This is a genomic window from Psychrobacter halodurans (assembly GCF_017498075.1).
Classification (GTDB): Bacteria; Pseudomonadota; Gammaproteobacteria; order Pseudomonadales; family Moraxellaceae; genus Psychrobacter; species Psychrobacter celer.
In genome coordinates this window covers 1-18682 of sequence record NZ_JAGBKN010000025.1, presented here as the reverse complement: position 1 = coordinate 18682, position 18682 = coordinate 1, and the positions used below count along the sequence as shown (strand labels likewise).

General features: G+C 48.1%; 14 protein-coding genes. 10 read left to right on the top strand and 4 right to left on the bottom strand.

The annotated features are described in order from the left end of the window. Window positions 1–23: 23 nt before the first annotated feature. Window positions 24–1313, bottom strand: a complete 1290-nt coding sequence (locus tag J3491_RS10110) for a right-handed parallel beta-helix repeat-containing protein (protein WP_207970113.1) — start codon at window positions 1311–1313, stop codon at window positions 24–26. Between the two features lie 273 nt (window positions 1314–1586). On the opposite strand from J3491_RS10110, the gene J3491_RS10105 reads away from it, so the two are divergent. Beyond that, complete coding sequence (locus tag J3491_RS10105) at window positions 1587–1904, top strand: hypothetical protein (RefSeq protein WP_075102047.1); 318 nt, start codon at window positions 1587–1589, stop codon at window positions 1902–1904. 124 nt (window positions 1905–2028) lie between these two features. On the opposite strand, the gene hemH is transcribed toward J3491_RS10105, so the two are convergent. After that, entirely contained in the window at window positions 2029–3048 is a 1020-nt protein-coding gene (gene hemH, locus J3491_RS10100) for a ferrochelatase (protein ID WP_207970112.1), read from the bottom strand. 369 nt (window positions 3049–3417) lie between these two features. On the opposite strand from hemH, the gene metX reads away from it, so the two are divergent. The 4 genes from metX to trhO all read left to right on the top strand — a co-directional run bounded on the left by metX (window position 3418) and on the right by trhO (window position 7675). Next, complete coding sequence (gene metX, locus J3491_RS10095) at window positions 3418–4731, top strand: homoserine O-acetyltransferase MetX (RefSeq protein ID WP_207970122.1); 1314 nt, start codon at window positions 3418–3420, stop codon at window positions 4729–4731. Next, window positions 4728–5345 (top strand): methionine biosynthesis protein MetW, encoded by a 618-nt coding sequence (metW, locus tag J3491_RS10090; RefSeq protein WP_207970111.1) that lies wholly within the window; start codon window positions 4728–4730, stop codon window positions 5343–5345. The genes metX and metW overlap by 4 nt, the downstream gene beginning before the upstream one ends. A 390-nt stretch (window positions 5346–5735) precedes the next feature. Next, complete coding sequence (locus tag J3491_RS10085; protein ID WP_075102044.1) at window positions 5736–6317, top strand: tetratricopeptide repeat protein; 582 nt, start codon at window positions 5736–5738, stop codon at window positions 6315–6317. Between the two features lie 275 nt (window positions 6318–6592). Next, window positions 6593–7675, top strand: a complete 1083-nt coding sequence (gene trhO, locus J3491_RS10080; protein WP_207970110.1) for an oxygen-dependent tRNA uridine(34) hydroxylase TrhO — start codon at window positions 6593–6595, stop codon at window positions 7673–7675. A gap of 155 nt (window positions 7676–7830) precedes the next feature. Here the strand turns inward: trhO and serA are convergent, their stop codons facing one another. Continuing rightward, the gene (gene serA / locus J3491_RS10075; protein ID WP_100748933.1) at window positions 7831–9057 is read right to left on the bottom strand and encodes a phosphoglycerate dehydrogenase; all 1227 of its coding nucleotides are present in this window, start codon (window positions 9055–9057) and stop codon (window positions 7831–7833) included. A gap of 318 nt (window positions 9058–9375) precedes the next feature. Here serA and J3491_RS10070 point away from each other — a divergent pair, with 318 nt between their 5' ends. Next, a complete protein-coding gene (locus tag J3491_RS10070; RefSeq protein ID WP_207970109.1) occupies window positions 9376–10818 on the top strand; it encodes an FAD-binding oxidoreductase in 1443 nt (480 codons plus the stop codon). Between the two features lie 102 nt (window positions 10819–10920). Here the strand turns inward: J3491_RS10070 and J3491_RS10065 are convergent, their stop codons facing one another. After that, window positions 10921–11550 (bottom strand): BLUF domain-containing protein, encoded by a 630-nt coding sequence (locus J3491_RS10065; RefSeq protein ID WP_243456331.1) that lies wholly within the window; start codon window positions 11548–11550, stop codon window positions 10921–10923. Between the two features lie 466 nt (window positions 11551–12016). On the opposite strand from J3491_RS10065, the gene J3491_RS10060 reads away from it, so the two are divergent. From J3491_RS10060 to lspA, 4 genes are all read left to right on the top strand, one after another. Next, on the top strand, window positions 12017–13654 hold the full coding sequence (locus J3491_RS10060; protein ID WP_207970108.1) for a carbon-nitrogen hydrolase family protein: 1638 nt from the start codon (window positions 12017–12019) through the stop codon (window positions 13652–13654). A gap of 252 nt (window positions 13655–13906) precedes the next feature. Beyond that, window positions 13907–14458 (top strand): protein disulfide oxidoreductase, encoded by a 552-nt coding sequence (locus J3491_RS10055; protein WP_100748931.1) that lies wholly within the window; start codon window positions 13907–13909, stop codon window positions 14456–14458. A gap of 421 nt (window positions 14459–14879) precedes the next feature. Continuing rightward, a complete protein-coding gene (gene ileS / locus J3491_RS10050) occupies window positions 14880–17741 on the top strand; it encodes an isoleucine--tRNA ligase (protein ID WP_207970107.1) in 2862 nt (953 codons plus the stop codon). Next, window positions 17734–18378 carry a signal peptidase II gene (lspA, locus tag J3491_RS10045; RefSeq protein ID WP_207970106.1) on the top strand — a complete coding sequence of 215 codons (645 nt, stop codon included), beginning with the start codon at window positions 17734–17736 and terminating at the stop codon, window positions 18376–18378. Before ileS ends, lspA begins: the two co-directional genes overlap by 8 nt. The last annotated feature ends 304 nt before the right edge of the window (window positions 18379–18682 follow it).

Sequence of the window (18682 nt, the reverse complement as noted above, 5' to 3'; positions counted from 1 at the left end):
AGCTTATCGTATTATCCTGACGGCTACTCAATCTGAGTGGCCGTTTTGCTGGCGGCTCGAATGTCAATCGCTTGCTTTATGGTTTTATCAGCGAACGTATTGTTGTTAATCAGCGTGTTTTTGATTGGCCCTGCGGCAGTGTCTTCGCGAATTTTTGAGCCAACCTGAATGGGCAAACGAACGTCGGCGGCGAATGTATTACCCCTAATCAGCGTGCCATCATCTTCTACGATGATACCTTGCTCGACTTGGGTAAACTGATTATCAATAATCTGATTGTCTTTAGCACTGTCTAAGTGATAGCTGGCAAACAGCGTTTGCTTGACTAAATACGCGCCGCATTCAAACCCTTTTAGGTTGCGTGATTGCCTTGACGCCACCCACACGCCCACTGGCTCATTTTGAAAGACATTACCGCGAATAATATTGTCACGACTCGACTCAGTACGCTTAAAGTGATTGCTGCGCGACGGGTCATCAGCATGCTCAAAGCAGTTGCGATAGAGCAAGATACTGCCTGCGCCATTGTGAAAAAATTGATTATTCTCGATACGATTGTTGCTCGATGAGTCCACCGCGATGGCTTCACGATTGGGCTTAAACGTGCGAAAACCATTACCGACAAACACAGAGTCTTTGATGACATTGTCGCGACTGCCAAACTCTAAATATAACCCAACCGTACCAGCGTTTTGAATACGCACGTGCTCAAAGCTCACGCCGTGTACGTGATCGCCGACAAACATGCCGCTATTGATACTACTCTGACTGCTGACATTGATGACGCGGATATCTCTTGGGGCCAGCGCGCGATTGGCAGTAGGATCGATAACGCCGCGCGTATAACGCTGATTGGGATGGCTATATTGGCGAATATGCAGCGCATGGCCGTAGCCTGTTATATGACAATTAGCAACGGTGATATCTTCGATAGCAGCATCCGTCTTTGGTTTAATCATAATAGCGCTGGCCTTTGATGAATCATCAGCGCTGGGACTAAGCTGCGCCCCTTGACAGTCAAGCGAGCTATGAGAGTCACTGAGCTCAAAGCGTATCGATTGCCCTGTTAAGTCGCAGCTTTTACTCAGGAGCTGATGGCCTTTTATCGTCACAGTTTGCTTGGGCGTCAGCTGCGCGCACTCTATCACGGCCGCGGTACTTGGTAGCTTGGCCTCCATCACCAACGGCTTTTTTATAGTGTCCGTTTGGCTGACGGTTGGCTGATCGTCACAAGCGCTTAAGCTCATCGCGGTTATCAGGCCGACCATGATCGATAGTACATTGACATATTTTAGGCGAGAAACAAAGGTCATATAGTCAATTCACTCTAAAAATGACATAGCGCTGCTGGGATGAATTTTGCGCAGCCCCTGTGATAACAGCACGTAAGTAAAATTTATACCAGTAGCGCGTTTAGATTTATAACAATTTTAATTTGAGCTGACTATAAATAACGCTCACTGCGGGTTGTCTTACATTTTTTGAACATCCTGTGACACCTTACTACTAGTCGAGCTCGACCTAACACGGCACACTGATTCCCATCATACAGATAAAAATCAATCATAAGATAAAAGGAATGACAGATGGATAATACAAAAACCCCGCTCCCAGAGGCACAAGACCGTATCGATGGCGATGACAATCAGCGAGTCGATTTAGACAATCCAATGCTGCATACGATTGATGACGATGACGTCATTGACAATAGCGCAGGGTTCGACAACTCACAAGCAGGCAGCGAGGCCACGCAAGGCCTCACACCGATGCATCGCCAAAATATCGATGAAGCCCGTGTCGATGAGGTATTGGTTGAGGACAATCTAGATGACAAGGATTATCCAGACATCGTCGATATCGCTGATACCGATGCTGCTGGGCGCAGTAACGACGATAACTTCTAACCCTATCTGCTCAGCACAGCATCAATGACGTCAAACACTGGTATAAAAAACACCGAACATCATGTCCGGTGTTTTTATCATTCATGGTGTAATGGACATTATTCATAGAAATCAAAAGGCTTAACTACGCCCAACCATCAAGCGTGCCCGCCCAGCCTTTGACCAATGGTTTGCTAAGCGCTTCGAGCAAATCAATATGCGCCTCATCAAGGTTAAGTGCAGGTATATAATGATACTCTTGCCCGCCAGCGTTTAAGAAGTTGTCACGGTTTTCAATCGCCAGCTCTTCTAGCGTCTCCAGACAATCGGCAGAAAATGCAGGACTGACAACCTGCACCGAGCGCACGCCAGACTGACCCCACTCCTCTAGTACCACATCGGTATATGGTTTGACCCATTCTTGTTTGCCAAAACGCGACTGAAAGCTGATGATCCATTCATCATCTCTTAGACCGAGCGCATGGGCCACTTGGGCGGCAGTACACTTACAGCGCTTTGGATACGGATCACCTTTATCCGCATACGGCTGCGGGATACCGTGAAAACTAAACATCAGCTTATCAGGTTTGCCATGCGCTGCCTGAAAACGACGAATCGAGTCTGCTAATGCCTGAATATACAGTGGATGGGCAAAGTAATCCTTCACAATGGTATAGTTGGGCAAATTGCGCTGCGTCAGCGTCCATTTGGTCAACGCATCATAGACAGCACCGCCTGAGGTGGCAGAGTACTGCGGAAACAATGGCAAAATGACAAAGTGATCCACGCCCTCATCGCGTAGATTGTCCATCACCTCAGGCAGACCAGGATTGCCATAGCTCATCGCCGCATGTACCGATACACGAAACGGCGCTGCGCTGTCAGCCAGACGCGGCTCTAATAATGCCACTTGGCCGTTTAATATCTTGCGGATCGGCGAGTCGCCCTCCCAGATACTGGCATAAGCTTTTGCGACGCGCTTCGGCCGACTAGGCAAGACAAACAAGTTAAGAATAATGGCCCACAAAAACTTAGGGATTTCAATCACCCGAGGGTCTGATAAAAACTGTTTGAGATAACGACGGACAGCAGGCGCTGTCGGCTCATCAGGTGTCCCGAGGTTGACCAATAAGACGGCGATACGTGGCGGCAGTTTAGGTTTCATAAAAGTCGTGTGTGATTCATAAGTGATAAAAAGGATTGTGAAGTCATTATTCATTGAGCATCTGATTAGTGTAGCATTTTATCGCCAAAAAACGCATGCTGAAGGCCGTCTTTATACAATTTGCTACGCAGGTCAAATAAAGACTGCGTACGGAGGTTGTACTCCTACGCCCATCGCCATACAATAGAGCCAACCATCACCAAAACCGTATAAAAACATGCATGCTATTTTGCTTGTGTGGCTGGTGATTTTATTGACGCTTAATTGACGCTTATTTATAGATGATTGTTGTCTTGCGAGGTAGCTTTGAACGCACGCTCTGATAGTACCAGTGACCAACTCCCAACAGATACACTCGACCCACAAGGCTTGGCCGATCAGGCAGGCTCAGTCGGAATCGTCACGCCCGAAAAAATCCATTTTGCCGAGCCGCTTACCCTTGAGTGCAATCGCACCTTGCCGTCTTTTGATTTGATGGTAGAGACTTACGGCACGCTCAATCAAGACAAATCAAATGCTATTTTGATTTGCCATGCCTTGTCTGGCAGCCATCATGCGGCAGGGTATTATAGTCATGATGACAAAAAAGCGGGCTGGTGGGACAATATGATCGGACCCAACAAAGCCATCGACACCAATCAGTTTTATGTGGTGTGCGTCAATAATATCGGCAGCTGCTTTGGCTCGACAGGCCCCACCACCATCAACCCTGATACCCTCAATCAAGCTGATGGCAGCGAGCCGCAAGTCTATGGCCCTGACTTTCCGCTGATCACCATCAAAGACTGGGTCAAAACCCAAGCTTTGCTCTCAGACCGCTTAGGCATCGATGTCTGGCATGCCATCGTCGGCGGCTCTATGGGCGGGATGCAGGCGCTGCAATGGTCGGTCGACTATCCAGACCGGCTAAAACGCTGCGTCATTATTGCCAGCACGCCCAAGCTATCGGCGCAAAACATCGCCTTTAACGAAGTCGCTCGTCAGTCCATCCTCTCTGACCCAGACTTTAAGGACGGCCGCTATATACAAGCCGGCACTTATCCGCGCCGCGGCCTGATATTGGCACGTATGGTCGGTCATATCACCTACTTAACCGATGATGCGATGAAGGCCAAATTTGGCCGAGATCTAAAATCGGGCAAGTTTATGTACGGCTATGATGTCGAGTTCCAAGTAGAAAGCTATCTGCGCTATCAAGGCGAGCGCTTTAGCAAAAACTTCGATGCCAATACCTATTTGCTCATGACCAAAGCCTTAGATTATTTTGATCCTACGCGCGACTATGCTAATACTGACGATGACAACGCCATTGATGATAGTTTGGCTGCCAGCATCAATGATGAGCACACAGGTAGCACAGGTAGCGACCATACTGCTGAGCATAGCGACGATGTCGACAGCCAGCTTGAGCTGAGCGCCTTAAAAGCCGCCCTTGCCCATACCAAGTGCCAATATCTGGTGGTGTCATTTACCACTGATTGGCGCTTTGCCCCTGAGCGCTCACAAGAAATCGTGGATGCCCTGATGGCCACAGGTAAGCCGGTCAGCTATATCAATGTCGACGCCCCACATGGTCATGATTCGTTTTTATTTGATATCCCCCGTTATATGGGCGCGGTTAAAGGCTTTTTGACCGCCCCTTTTATGACCGCTAACGTGACCGGCACAGGAGAACGCTCATGAGAATGGACCATCAGTTGGCTGAGCGCTGGATCGCGCCGCAAGCGCATGTACTGGATTTGGGCTGTGGTAATGGTGAGCTGCTCGCGCATTTACAGCAAAAACTGGGCGTGACAGGTTATGGCCTAGAGATTGATGAAGACAAAATCAATGAAGCCATCAGCAAGGGTCTCTCTATCGTCGAGCAAGACCTCAATGATGGGCTGGCGCGCTTTGCTGACGACAGCTTTGACACCGTCGTCATGGCACGGGCGCTCCAAGCGGTCAAAGCCCCCGACGTTTTGCTGCTCGATATGCTACGCGTGGCCCGTGAAGCGGTCATCACCTTTCCCAACTTTGCCCATTGGCAAAACCGTATTCACCTTGGACTAAAAGGCCTGATGCCTGTTTCAGAAGCCCTGCCTTATGAGTGGTACAACACCCCAAACATTCATTTGTGTACTTTTAAAGACTTTGAGCAGCTGTGTGCTGAGCATGATATTCATATCATCAACCGCTTTGCTGTTAGCGACTCAGAAAAAGGCCATTCACCGCTGATGACATCTTTAATCCGTCAAGCACCCAACCTCTTGGCAGATGTCGCTATCTATCGCGTCACCAAACGAAAGCCTGCATAATATTCAAAAACCAAACGGCCCTAATCCTCCTTGTCTGATTTTTATAAAATGATTGATTTATTCTTACGCGCAAGTAACTCTATGATTTTATTGAAGACACTCAGGTATAATCGGCCATGATTTCTTGTAATTAGTATTTGAGTTTCGTAAGTGTGGGTGTTAAGCTAGCAAAATAATGTCACTGACACCCGTATTTGCACCGTTCGTCTGTGGGGCTTGACAGCAACTGCTGAGCAGATGATTAGGTAAAGGGTTCACTATACTTGATGGATGGTTTGGGACGTTTGGATAACACATCATTGATACGACGCCCCCTTATCGTTAGCGCCGCCTAAGATACTTTAGCGGTACAATTTTTTTGCTTATTAACTGTCTAATTTTGGAGCTGCTATGAAACTATTAAAAGCTGCGTTGTTTACTGCCTTATTTTCTTGCGCAGGTCTTGCCAATGCTGAGTTAATATCAAACGTACCGCTTGATACCTCACGTTTTGAGCTGATGCCTGTCAGTGAGCTGTCCAACCGTGCGGCGCAAGGGAATGACCATGCGCAATTTTACTTAGCCAAGCGCCTACAAAAAGGCGAAGGCGTGGCGCAAAACACTCAGCAAGCCATTCAGTGGTATACCAAAGCCGCGCAGCAAGGTGTTGCGCCAGCCCAGCTAAATCTGGCCATCATGTATCTACGCGGTGAAGGCGTGAAGCCCAATCTTCAGCAAGCACGCCACTGGTTAGAAAAAGCGGCCATGCGTGGTGACAATCGCGCCAGCTACACGCTAGCCTTGCTCGATGAAAAACAAAAGAATCTGGTCGATGCCTATAAATGGTATGATTTGGCCGCCCGTGACGGTATGCTCGATGAAAAAGTACGCAACAAAGCCCGTGGCAAAATCGGTCAGCTGGCGTTGAACTTATCCAGCTCAGATATCGCCAATGCTCGTAGCCAAGCGGATCGTTGGTTCCAAAGCAAATAGCTTTTACACCGATTCTCTCAGTGATTAAAATCCAGCCGACGCGCTGGATTTTGTTCTTTTTAGAGCGACTATCGAGCCGTTTCAGAGACAGATAATTCTCCTTAAAATCGTATCAATCACAACACCGCCCTTCTCACAAAACCTTCAAAACACCAGAAAAATTTGCTACACTACGCGCGCACCAGCCAATTCCACAATTGCGCTAGTGTTATCTATCTTACAAATACCTTAAATCATATGCACTAGGTTTGCGACCTAGCCCGCAGGAGACCATCATGAGTACCACTCAAGACAGCCATACCCAAAACAACACCCAAAGCAGTACGGCAGCTGAGAACAACGCCGCACCGGCCTACGATAGCGTCACCAATAATATCGTCGTTGCTGCACTTTATAAATTTACCCGCTTTGCTGACTTTGCGCAGTACCGTGAGCCGATCTTAAACACCATGCTGGACAATGACGTCAAAGGCACTTTATTGCTGGCCAATGAAGGCATTAACGGTACGATTTCTGGTAGCCGCCAAGGCATTGATACGGTCCTTGATTATTTGCGTAGCATCGAAGCGATTGGTCGTTTTGAGTTTAAAGAGTCTTATACCGACGCCCAGCCTTTTTATCGTACCAAGGTCAAGCTCAAAAAAGAAATCGTCACCATGGGCGTAGAAGATATCGATCCACTGCAATCTGTTGGCCGCTACGTCAAGCCGAGCGAATGGAATGCGCTGATCTCTGATCCTGACGTACTCCTAATCGATACCCGCAACGACTACGAAGTACAGATTGGCACCTTTCAAAACGCCGTCAACCCACATACCGAAACCTTCCGTGAGTTTCCAGAATATGTGGCAAAAGAACTCGATCCAACCAAACACAAAAAAGTGGCGATGTTTTGTACCGGCGGTATTCGCTGTGAGAAGTCCACGGCCTATATGCGCGAGCAAGGCTTTGAAGAGGTCTATCATTTAGAAGGCGGTATCTTAAAATACCTAGAAGAAATCCCTGCCAGTGACTCTATGTGGCAAGGCGACTGCTTTGTCTTTGACAATCGTGTGTCAGTCAATCACAACTTAGAAAAAGGCAACTACGAGCAGTGCTTTGCTTGCCGTATGCCGATTACAGCCGAGGACATGCAAAGCGCCGCCTATATCAAAGGTGAGTCGTGCCCGCATTGTATCGACAAGGCAACTGAGGAACAAAAGGCTCGATTCCGTGAGCGCGAACATCAAATGCAGCTGGCCAAAAAACGTGGTGAAGCGCATATTGGTAGCGATGTGATGGACATCATCGAAAAGCGTAAATCGGCTAAAATTGAAGCACGTCGCCAAGCAGAAGCGGCCAATAAAGCCAAAGCTTAGTTCGTTAACACCATACCCTGCTTTAAATGTTAGACGTTTAAGCGATTAGCCATAAAAAAGAGATGCCCTATTCATAGCGCATCTCTTTTTTTGTATCAGTTGTAACATTAGGGCGTGTTGAAGGTTCAACACGCCCTAAACGATCACGGTTAATTTTAGAACAAGATACGCACGCGAATGGTTTCTTCAACGTCTTTTAGTTGATCAAGCGCAGCGGTTGAATCGTTATAATCCACATCCATCACGAGATAGCCAACGTCGCCTTCTGTCATCAGGCTCTGCGCTAAGATGTTGATATGCGCCTCGGCAAACAGACGGTTGATCTGTGACAGTACGCCTGGTACGTTTTTATGGATATGTAGCAGACGATGTGAGCCTTCTTTAAACGGTATAGAAACCTCTGGGAAGTTCACCGCGGTCGCTGTATCACCTTGATCTGAGTATCTGACAAACTTATCAGCCACTTCAAGACCGATATTGGCCTGCGCTTCTTGGGTTGAGCCGCCGATATGCGGTGTCAAGATCACATTGTCAAACTTACGTAGTGGTGATTCAAACTCTTCGTCCGCTGATTTTGGCTCTTTTGGAAACACATCAACCGCAGCGCCCAAAAGCTTACCAGACTCAAGCGCGGCCGCCAAATCATCAATCTCTACGCAAGTACCACGAGCGGCGTTGATAAAGTAGCTGCCGTCTTTCATGTGTGCAAACTGCTCAGCGCCCATCATGTAGCGGGTGCTTGGGACGTCAGGCACATGCAAGGTGACGATATCAGCGGTCGATAGCAGCTCTTCCAGGCTACCCACTTGTACGGCGTTGCCCAGTGGCAACTTGGTCACGACATCATGATAGATGACTTTCATACCAAAGCTTTCGGCCAGTACAGACAACTGTGAGCCGATAGAGCCGTAACCGACGATACCGATGGTTTTGCCGCGTACTTCATGCGAGTTGGTGGCAGACTTACCCCAGCCGCCGCGATGAACGGTGGCGTTTTTTTCTGGAATGCCGCGATATAGCATGATGGCTTCTGCCAATACCAGCTCAGCCACCGAGCGGGTGTTCGAGTATGGCGCGTTAAAGACGGGGATACCTAGGTCGCGAGCCGCGTCTAGATCGACTTGGTTGGTACCGATACAAAAACAGCCGATACCGATGAGCTTGTGCGCATGCTCCAGCACTTCACGGGTCAGCTGCGTACGCGAACGAATACCGATAAAATGCGCATCTTTGATTTTTTCGATCAGCTCATCTTGATCTAAGGCGTGACTGATATTTTCGATGTTGTGGTAGCCCGCGTCTTTTAATACTTTTAGGGCATTGTCGTGCAGACCTTCAAGCAATAAAAAACGAATTTTGTCTTTTTCTAATGATAACGCCATATGAGAACTGTCCTATGATTGTCTTATAAGATTATCTGCTCGATAATCTATGATGGGTGAAACGAAAACAGTCCAGATATCTTACACAAAATTCCGTCTCGATGTTAGCAGATTAGATGAATTATTGATTATCTAGCCTGAAAACTATTTATGCTATAGTAAACTCTGGTAGCGACACGCTGCCAAACTGGGTTGAACTGTTTTTTTTGAGGGACCTCCCCTTATATAAACATACTTATAACTGCCGCGTTATATCCATTTAGCGATATAATAATCCCCTTTATGCATAGTACTTACCGTTTATACCGAGAGTTGACCATGACTTCTTTATCTAGCCAAAGCCCGTCTAACCCTAGTACCGCCGCCGTCCAAAGCCTTTTAGACTGTTTGCTTACAAGCCATCAGTTTGACCCAACCCAAATCAAAACCGACCCAGAAAGCCTTGAATATTGGGGCAAAGACTGGACCAAACACTTCGCCCCAGCCGCCTCTGCCATCATCTTTCCAAAGACCACCGAACAAGTACAAGCCATCGTCCTGCTTGCCAATGAGCACAACATCGTCCTCACCCCCAGTGGTGGCCGTACCGGTCTGTCGGCAGGTGCCGTTGCCGCCAATGGCGAAATCGTCGTCAGCATGGACAAAATGAACCAAATCGGCACCTTTTATCCTGCCGATCGTATGGTCGAGATTGAAGCCGGTGTCATCACCGAACAGCTGCAACAGTTCGCAGAGTCAAAAGACCTATACTACCCTGTCGACTTTGCCTCAGCAGGCTCCAGTCAAATCGGCGGCAACATCGGCACCAACGCCGGCGGCATCAAGGTCATCCGCTATGGCATGACCCGTCAATGGATCATGGGGCTCACCGTCGTCACTGGTAAAGGGGATATCTTGCAGCTCAACCGCGGCATGATAAAAAACGCCACCGGCTATGACTTGCGTCAGCTGTTTATCGGTAGTGAAGGCACCCTAGGTTTTGTCACCCATGCCCAAATCAAGCTTGAGCGTCAGCCGCAAGACTTAAACGTCATGGTACTAGGTATGGACAGCTTTAATGATGTCATGAATGTGTTATCCGCCTTTCAAGCGCAGATTGATCTGACCGCCTTTGAATTCTTTGATGACGTGGCAGTTGATAAGCTGATGGCGCACGGTCAAGTACAAGAGCCCTTTGAGTCTCGCACCAAGTTTTATACCTTACTTGAGTTTGAAGCGCCCTATGAGCCTATCATGGATAAAGCCATGGCCATCTTTGAGCATTGTATGACTGAAGGCTGGGTCGTCGATGGCGTCATGAGCCAAAGTCTGGCGCAAGCGGCAGAGCTGTGGAAGCTGCGTGAGTATATCTCTGAGACCATCTCAGTCTTTACCCCTTATAAGAACGATGTGTCAGTACTCATCAGCTATGTGCCAGAGTTTATCGCTGAGATTGATCATATCGTCGCCAGCAACTATCCAGACTTTGAGGTGTGCTGGTTTGGTCATATCGGCGATGGCAATTTGCATCTTAATATTCTAAAACCTGAAAACATGAGCAAAGATGATTTCTTTAGTGAGTGTCAAATTGTCAATAAATACGTGTTTGAGACGGTACAAAAATACGGCGGCTCGGTGTCTGCAGAGCATGGGGTGGGTATGACGAAAAAACCATATCTACACTATAGCCGCAGTGAGACTGAGATTGCGTATTTACGTGAGATTAAGAAGGTGTTTGACCCCAATAGTATTATGAATCGTGGTAAGGTGTTTGATGTGTAAGAGGTTTTTTATAAAAACAGCCCATCTATAACCATAAAAAATGACGCTAAACCTCAGAGTTTAGCGTCATTTTTCTATTATCTTTTAGCACAATAGCACCGCTTATAAAAATAACAGCACCAAACCAACGATTAATAGCACACTTAAAAACCCTTGCACCACTAAAAACGCTTGATGCGGGGCGGCGATATGACGCACCATATTGCCCAGCGCATTATAAGTAATACCAGCGGCTTTGATATGGGGCGGGCTATCAAAGGTTTTGATGAGTTGTAAAAACTGCTCGGTACGCTCAGGCGACCAGCCGTGCGGCGCAAATGGCAGATACGGTGACAACTGCGCCGCTTGCTGCTTGGTGGCAGGCGACCAAAGCCAGCGCTCCAAAAAAAGCAAACGCATGCGCCAGTCAGCAAAGCGGCGGCCACTTACCTGCCGTAACAGCAGCACCTCGACATGTTTGTGGCGATGATCGGCAAAGATACGCTGCGTCAGCGCCGCCACTTCGGCCTTCTCGCCTTCAATACATTGCAAAAAATGGCCGTTGCCATAACAGAGCGTACCGGTGATACCATGCTGCTCATTAAAATCTTGCGCATGGCCTTCTACTTCATCAAATATCGAGGCGCTTAAGCGCGAGCGCAGCGTCAGACTACTGACATACACCAACTGTACCAACGCATGATCTGCGATGTTCTCTAGTTGGCTAAATGCAGTGGTATGAGTGAGGGGCATAATAAAAATCCTAAAGGGGCACTTGTGCCGATAGCCGAAGCAAATAAGCCAAACAAGACGCTGCCTGAGTGATAACAATAATTGAGTGCACATAACTGACATCAAAGCCGGCTCACAAAAACGTAGCAAATAGTTACCACGTTAGACTGTCATTGCCCATGTGACTTGCTATCATAACCAGCAATATAGTCTTTATGACGATAAAAACGCACCGCGATATCTACAACACTCTTGGCAAATTCAGCAGGGCAGATGAGAGAGTATAATCGCACCCAAATAAATCAGATACATGGCTATTAGTCGCTCAATAAAGCGTTGTATCATTTTTATATCAGATGGACTATATCACTCTAACCCATTGTAAATATGACAATAAATCATTGTAACGACAATATTCTCTAATGGGAATATTTTTATTGCCTTTGTTACACGAAAAGCTTTTATAAAAACAGCAGATAGGAACCTTATGAGCAAGATTGAAAAAACAGACGACTTTCATTTGACGATTGCCGAGATTAAGAAAAAAGACTACCCCCAGCTAAAAGCCTTGATGGATCGCGTCTACGTCAACCTAGGCGGCGCGTGGTCAAAAAACACCATTCATACGCTCATAGACGCCTTTCCTGAAGGACAGATTGCGCTGTTTGACCATGATCAACTGATCGGCATCGTGCTATCGATGCGCGTTGACTATGCCAAGTTTTCTAACCCGCATACCTATGACGATTTGATCGGTCACAAAGAGATCATCAAAGACAATCCAAAAGGCGATGCGATTTATGGTTTGGACGCGCTGATCGACCCTGACTATCGCGGGTATCGTCTCGGACGCCGGCTGTATGATGCGCGCAAAGAGCTATGCCGTCAGCTTAACTTTCGCGCGATTTTGGCCGGTGGCCGTATTCCCAATTATCACAACCACCAAGACCTGACCCCTGGCGAGTATATCGATGCTGTCGAGTCTCGTGAGATTCACGACTCTGCGCTGTCATTTCAGCTGTCCAATGGCTTTATCGTCAAGCGTATTTTGACCGCGTACCTACCAGATGATGCCCAGTCCAAGGGCTTTGCTACGCTACTTGAGTGGGCCAATATCTATTATGAACCACAAGAATACAAGCCCAGCACCCGCAAGTCAGAGGTGCGTATCGGCGGTATTCAGTGGCAGATGCGTGAGGTTGACTCGCCTGAAGAGCTGCTACAGCAAGTGGAGTTTTTTGTCGATATCATGGCCGACTACAACTCTGACTTTGCTTGCCTGCCTGAGTTTTTTAATGCGCCGCTTATGGGGCTTTGTGAAGCCACCGACCAAAACGTCGCTATTCGATTTTTGGCCGGCTATACGGAGTGGTTTAAAAATGAGATCTCACATTTGGCAGTCAGTTACAACGTCAACGTCATCACAGGCTCGATGCCCTTACTGGATGAAGAAGACACCCTATATAATGTCAGCTACTTGTGTCGCCGTGACGGGACAGTAGAAGAGCAGCGCAAAATCCATATCACCCCGCATGAGCGCAGCGCGTGGGTCATCGAAGGCGGTGACGAGGTCAAAGTCTTTGATACGGATGCTGGACGTATCGGTATCTTGGTTTGTTATGATATCGAGTTCCCAGAGCTTGCCCGTTTGATGGCTCTAGATGACATGGATATTTTGTTTGTTCCATTTTGGACGGATACCCAAAACGGCTACCTGCGCGTACGCCACTGTGCGCAGGCACGTGCCATCGAAAACGAATGCTACGTAATGATTTGCGGCTCTGTTGGCAACTTGCCGCAGGTTGAGAGCTTAGATATTCAGTACGCCCAGTCGTCTATCTTTTCGCCATCAGATTTTGCCTTCCCTCATGACGCAATTATGGCAGAAACCACCGCAAACACTGAGATGGTTTTTTTCTCTGACTTAGATTTGGACAAGCTGATCCACGTCCGTAACGAAGGCTCGGTACATAACTTGCTTGACCGCCGCGATGACTTGTTTAGCCTAAAATGGAAGAGAAAGTCGAAAGTACCCGCCAGTCAGCTCAGCACAAGCGAGCGCCGAGAAAACTCAGGCAGCGTGCTGACCGGTGACCCACTACAAGACCGCGCACAAAAACCTTAAGCGCTTATCGTCACTCCGACATAACATCGATACAGCAATAGCGATGGACGATATTTTGAAAGTGCTCTAAAGAATTAGTATTTTAAAGCATTTAGGAATCATACGGCTGAGCATTCAGCCGTTTATTTTTATCTAGGGCATGTCCTCATTCTAAAAATAGTGATAAAAATGAGGGCACAGCCTAGCACACGCGATAACAAACAGCGACCAGACACTTTTTGATACCATGACAAGCATAGAAAAGTAGCCCTTATGACAACTGATACTGATACCACAGTGGCAAAGCCTAAAAAAACGCCACAGCAAAAAGCGCTGTCGCTTATCAAGACGATACTGATATATGGCTTGATGTTTGCCGTCATTTATACCGCGGTTAATTGGTGGCGGCAGCCAGTCATGCCTGCCAACCCGCAATTGCAGCTCACCGATTATCAAGGACAAAGCATTGACTTGGCAGCGCTCAGTAACGATAGGCCCGCGCTAGTGTACTTTTGGGGAACGTGGTGCCCAGTTTGCCGTGTGACCTCGCCGACCATAGACACGCTCGCGGCGGCCAATGACTACCCGGTGGTGACCATTGCGATCCAGTCAGGCTCTGATCAAACGCTGCATAGCTACCTGAGCGAACACAACTACCGCTTTACCACCATCAATGATCAAGAAGGCGAGATATTTGCTGACTGGCAAGGACAAGTAACGCCCTCTTATGTCATCTTAAAAGAGGGTGAGATGGCGCAAGGTCTAACGGGCATTCAGCCATTGTGGTCACTAAAATTACGCTTATGGCTGTCATCAGTTTTTTAGTTCTTGTTTTTTAGCCTTGTTCTTTTTTAGTCTTGGTTTGATGGTTTGGTTTGATGGTATAAACTATTGGTTTTGGCTAAAAACAGGACGATACCGGCCAGCTCTTTTTACCCCACTGGTTTTGTCATATAATAGCTGTCATTATTATCGCCACTTTTCTTACTATTTTGATATCGCTATATGGTATTGCAATCATCTCATTAGTATTTACGATGTAGGCAGACGCTTTTATCTGTTTGTGACGACATAAAATGATTGTAGTTGGAAGCCGCTATATTACTAACTAGCGCCGCAACCAAATACCAGTATTAATAGTGACACAGTAAGCGTAGCGTTCACGTAACATCCACACGCTATTTTAGATCAGCATGTACTCGGCTCTTTTTCCCACTTCTAACCATCATTTTATAAGATACCTTCTATGACTGACAAAAGCACCGACACCCCAAGCCACGATTATAAAGATACATTAAACCTCGCCGACACTCCGTTTGCCATGCGTGCAAACCTCGCCAAACGCGAGCCTGACTGGCTAGCGGCGTGGGAAGCCGATGATGTCTATGGCAAAATTCGTAAGGCGCGCACAGGTGCGCTAAAGTATATTTTGCATGATGGCCCTCCTTATGCCAACGGTCAGATTCACTTAGGTCATGCGGTCAATAAAGTTTTAAAAGATATCATCGTTAAGTCAAAAACGCTGTCGGGGTTTGATGCACCTTATGTTCCTGGTTGGGATTGTCATGGCCTACCTATCGAACAAAAAGTCGAAGCCAAGGTCGGCAAAGTCGGTCAAAAAGTCTCGGCCACTGAGTTTCGTGGTCTGTGCCGCGAGTATGCCAGCACCCAGATTGAGCTACAAAAAGCCGACTTTAAACGTCTGGGCGTGTTTGGTGATTGGGACAACCCCTATCTCACCATGAACTTTGCGCAGGAAGCCAATATCGTCCGTGCACTTGCGAAAATCTATGACAATGGTCACGTAACCCGCGGTATGAAGCCTGTGAACTGGTGCTTGGACTGTAGCTCTGCCCTCGCCGAAGCCGAAGTAGAATACCAAGACAAAGTCTCTGACGCCATCTACGTCAGCTTTGATATAGTGGATACCGACAAGGTAGAATCGCTAAATGGCATCGGCGATGGCATTGCTGCCATCATTTGGACGACGACGCCATGGACGCTGCCTGCCAACCAAGCCATTGCTGTGCATCCTGAGCACGACTATAGCGTGGTAGCAACGGACAAAGGCCATTTTTTATTAGCGACAGACTTGGTCGAAACTGCGCTGACCGAGCTAAAGCTTGACCACAAAGGTATCTTGGCGACCGTATCAGGACGCAAGCTTGAAGGTCTGCACGCCCAGCACCCACTGATTGAAGGGCGTCAAGTGCCGCTTATCCTAGGCGATCACGTCACCACCGATAGCGGTACAGGCCTCGTCCATACCGCGCCAGGTCATGGTCTTGACGATTATATCGTCGGTCTAAAATACAACCTACCTGTAGAAAACCCTGTGGGCGGTACGGGTGTGTATTTAGACAGCGCCGCGGTATTTGCCGGAGAGCATATCTATAAAGCCAACCCAAAAATCATCGCCACCTTGCACGAAAACGGCCACCTCGTCAGCCATACCAAAATCGAGCACAGCTACCCGCATTGCTGGCGTCACAAGTCGCCGATTATCTTCCGCGCCACCCCGCAGTGGTTTATCAATATGGAAGCTAAAGGCTTACGCGAGCGAGCGCTTGCTGATATTCCAACGGTCAAATGGACGCCAGCTTGGGGACAAAACCGCATCGAGGCGATGATGACTGACCGTCCTGACTGGTGTATCTCACGCCAGCGTACTTGGGGCGTGCCAATTACTTTCTTTACGCATAAAGAAACAGGTGAGCTGCATCCAAACACGCTGGAGCTGATGGAAGCGGCGGCACAAAAAATCGCTGATGGCGGCGTGGAAGCGTGGTTTGATGCCAGCTGTGAGGATTTTTTGGGTGATGAGGCTGCTGACTATGACAAAGCGACCGACACGCTAGACGTATGGTTTGACTCAGGAACCACGCATTTTGCTGTACTGGATCAACGCGATGAGCTGACCAACCCAGCGGATATGTATTTAGAGGGCTCAGATCAGCATCGCGGCTGGTTTCAGACCTCCTTGCTGACCTCAGAGGCGATGTACGAGCGTCCACCATTTAAGCAAGTATTGACCCATGGTTTTGTGGTAGATGAAAACGGCCGCAAGATGAGTAAGTCGCTTGGCAACATCATCACTCCGCAAGACGAGATCAATAAAACGGGCGCGGACATGCTGCGCTTATGGATTGCCTCAAGTGATTATCGTTATGAGATGAGCGCGGGTAAGACCGTGTTTAAGGGCGCGATCGACATGTATCGCCGTATCCGTAACACCTTGCGCTTTTTGCTTGCCAATACTGATGACTTTGATCCAGCGACCAACAGCGTGGCGATGGATGAGCTGGTCAGCCTTGATAAATTCATCATTGAGCGCGCGCAAACCGTGCAAGCACAAATCATCAGCGCTTATGATGCGATGGACTTTCACCAAGTCACCCAGCACGTCACCGCGTTTTGCTCGCAAGACTTGGGCAGCTTTTATTTAGATATCATCAAAGATCGCCAGTACACCACTCAGACCGATGGACAGCCGCGCCGCTCTGCCCAAACGGCGATTTATCATATCGCTCATGCGCTGATTCGCTGGATCACACCTATCTTGTCCTTTACGGCTCAAGAAGCGTGGGAAGTACTAGAAGGCAACAACGGACAAGACGCAGGTTATGTGTTTACCCAAGCGTGGTACACCTTCCCAGCATTTGAGCTGAGCGCCATCACAAGCGACGACTGGCAACGCATCATGCAGGCCAAAGACATCGTCAACAAACATATCGAAACAGCGCGTGGCGAAAAAATCATCAATGCCAACTTATCAGCGGGCGTCGATCTGTATGCCAGCGGCGCGATGCAAGAGAGCTTGGCCAAGCTTGGCGAAGAGCTACGTTTTGTCTTGATTACCAGTAGCGCAACCCTGCAGCCGATGAGTGAAGCCCCTGCTCAGAGCGCAGATTCTGGCTCAGTACCAGCAGAGAGCCATGCCGATGAGTCAAGCGACTTGCAGGTCAAAGTGAGTGCAGCCACAGGCACCAAGTGCGTACGCTGCTGGCATATCCGTGATGACATCGGCGTCGATAGCACCCATCCTGAGCTATGCGCGCGCTGCGTGACCAACGTGAGCGGTACAGGCGAGGTGCGCCACTATGCCTAATTCTGCTCCTAACCCGTCAGACTCACCTCACAAGTCGCCGCAGGTTGAGGCCGACGGCTCCCCCAAGCCGGCACATGCAACCACTGGCAGTTCATCGACGCCTAGAGGTCGCCTAACTAAGACCCCTAAGATGGTCGCCAATGGCAGTCGCGCCTTTATGTGGTATGCGTTATCGCTGGTGGTGATCATCATCGACCAGTGGAGCAAATGGCTGGCTGAGACCACGCTCAATTTTCTTGAGCCTGTGCCAGTGTTAGAGCCGTTTCTCAACTGGACACTGGCTTACAACTATGGCGCCGCGTTTAGCTTTTTGGCCGATGCAGGCGGCTGGCAAAAGTGGTTTTTTGCGGGACTGGCGCTGGTGATGTCGCTGTTTTTGATCGGCTATCTAATCAAAGCGCCGCGGCAAGCCAAGCTGCTATCGACAGGACTGGCGCTGGTGCTTGGCGGTGCCATTGGCAACCTGATTGATCGCTTACTACATGGCCATGTGATTGACTTTATTCATGTGCATTATGCTGATGTGTGGCATTATCCGATTTTTAATATTGCAGATATTGCTATCTGTATTGGCGTCGTGTTCATCGTCATCGACATGCTATTTTTGGAAAAAAAGCGTGAAATGCCGCGGTCATGATTGCGTGTAGTTAGATAGACCAGTTTAACTTATAAATCAAAAAGGTGGGTTACGCAGTCGTAGCCCACCTTTTTTGTTTACCCTAAACTCTACGTTTCTATTCTAAATTTTTGACTTATTGTAAAAAGACAAAACTCATTAAATTCTATTAAATTTTCTGCAACTTCCTTAGGGCGTGTCTTCAATTCACTCGCTAGTTATCTAAATGTGCTAAAAATGGCCAAATTTTGCCAAACATCGTCAAATAGCGGGTTTATATCCCGATATTAACGGCGCTATTTTCCTTGTTTGACCGCAATTTATC

Excerpts from the sequence above, each read along its gene's own strand:
- J3491_RS10110 (WP_207970113.1), bottom strand. The coding sequence starts at position 1,313 with ATGACCTTTGTTTCTCGCCTAAAATATGTCAATGTACTATCGATCATG.
- J3491_RS10105 (WP_075102047.1), top strand. The coding sequence starts at position 1,587 with ATGGATAATACAAAAACCCCGCTCCCAGAGGCACAAGACCGTATCGAT.
- hemH (WP_207970112.1), bottom strand. The coding sequence starts at position 3,048 with ATGAAACCTAAACTGCCGCCACGTATCGCCGTCTTATTGGTCAACCTC.
- metW (WP_207970111.1), top strand. The coding sequence starts at position 4,728 with ATGAGAATGGACCATCAGTTGGCTGAGCGCTGGATCGCGCCGCAAGCG.
- J3491_RS10085 (WP_075102044.1), top strand. The coding sequence starts at position 5,736 with ATGAAACTATTAAAAGCTGCGTTGTTTACTGCCTTATTTTCTTGCGCA.
- trhO (WP_207970110.1), top strand. The coding sequence starts at position 6,593 with ATGAGTACCACTCAAGACAGCCATACCCAAAACAACACCCAAAGCAGT.
- serA (WP_100748933.1), bottom strand. The coding sequence starts at position 9,057 with ATGGCGTTATCATTAGAAAAAGACAAAATTCGTTTTTTATTGCTTGAA.
- J3491_RS10070 (WP_207970109.1), top strand. The coding sequence starts at position 9,376 with ATGACTTCTTTATCTAGCCAAAGCCCGTCTAACCCTAGTACCGCCGCC.
- J3491_RS10065 (WP_243456331.1), bottom strand. The coding sequence starts at position 11,550 with ATGCCCCTCACTCATACCACTGCATTTAGCCAACTAGAGAACATCGCA.
- J3491_RS10060 (WP_207970108.1), top strand. The coding sequence starts at position 12,017 with ATGAGCAAGATTGAAAAAACAGACGACTTTCATTTGACGATTGCCGAG.
- J3491_RS10055 (WP_100748931.1), top strand. The coding sequence starts at position 13,907 with ATGACAACTGATACTGATACCACAGTGGCAAAGCCTAAAAAAACGCCA.
- ileS (WP_207970107.1), top strand. The coding sequence starts at position 14,880 with ATGACTGACAAAAGCACCGACACCCCAAGCCACGATTATAAAGATACA.
- lspA (WP_207970106.1), top strand. The coding sequence starts at position 17,734 with ATGCCTAATTCTGCTCCTAACCCGTCAGACTCACCTCACAAGTCGCCG.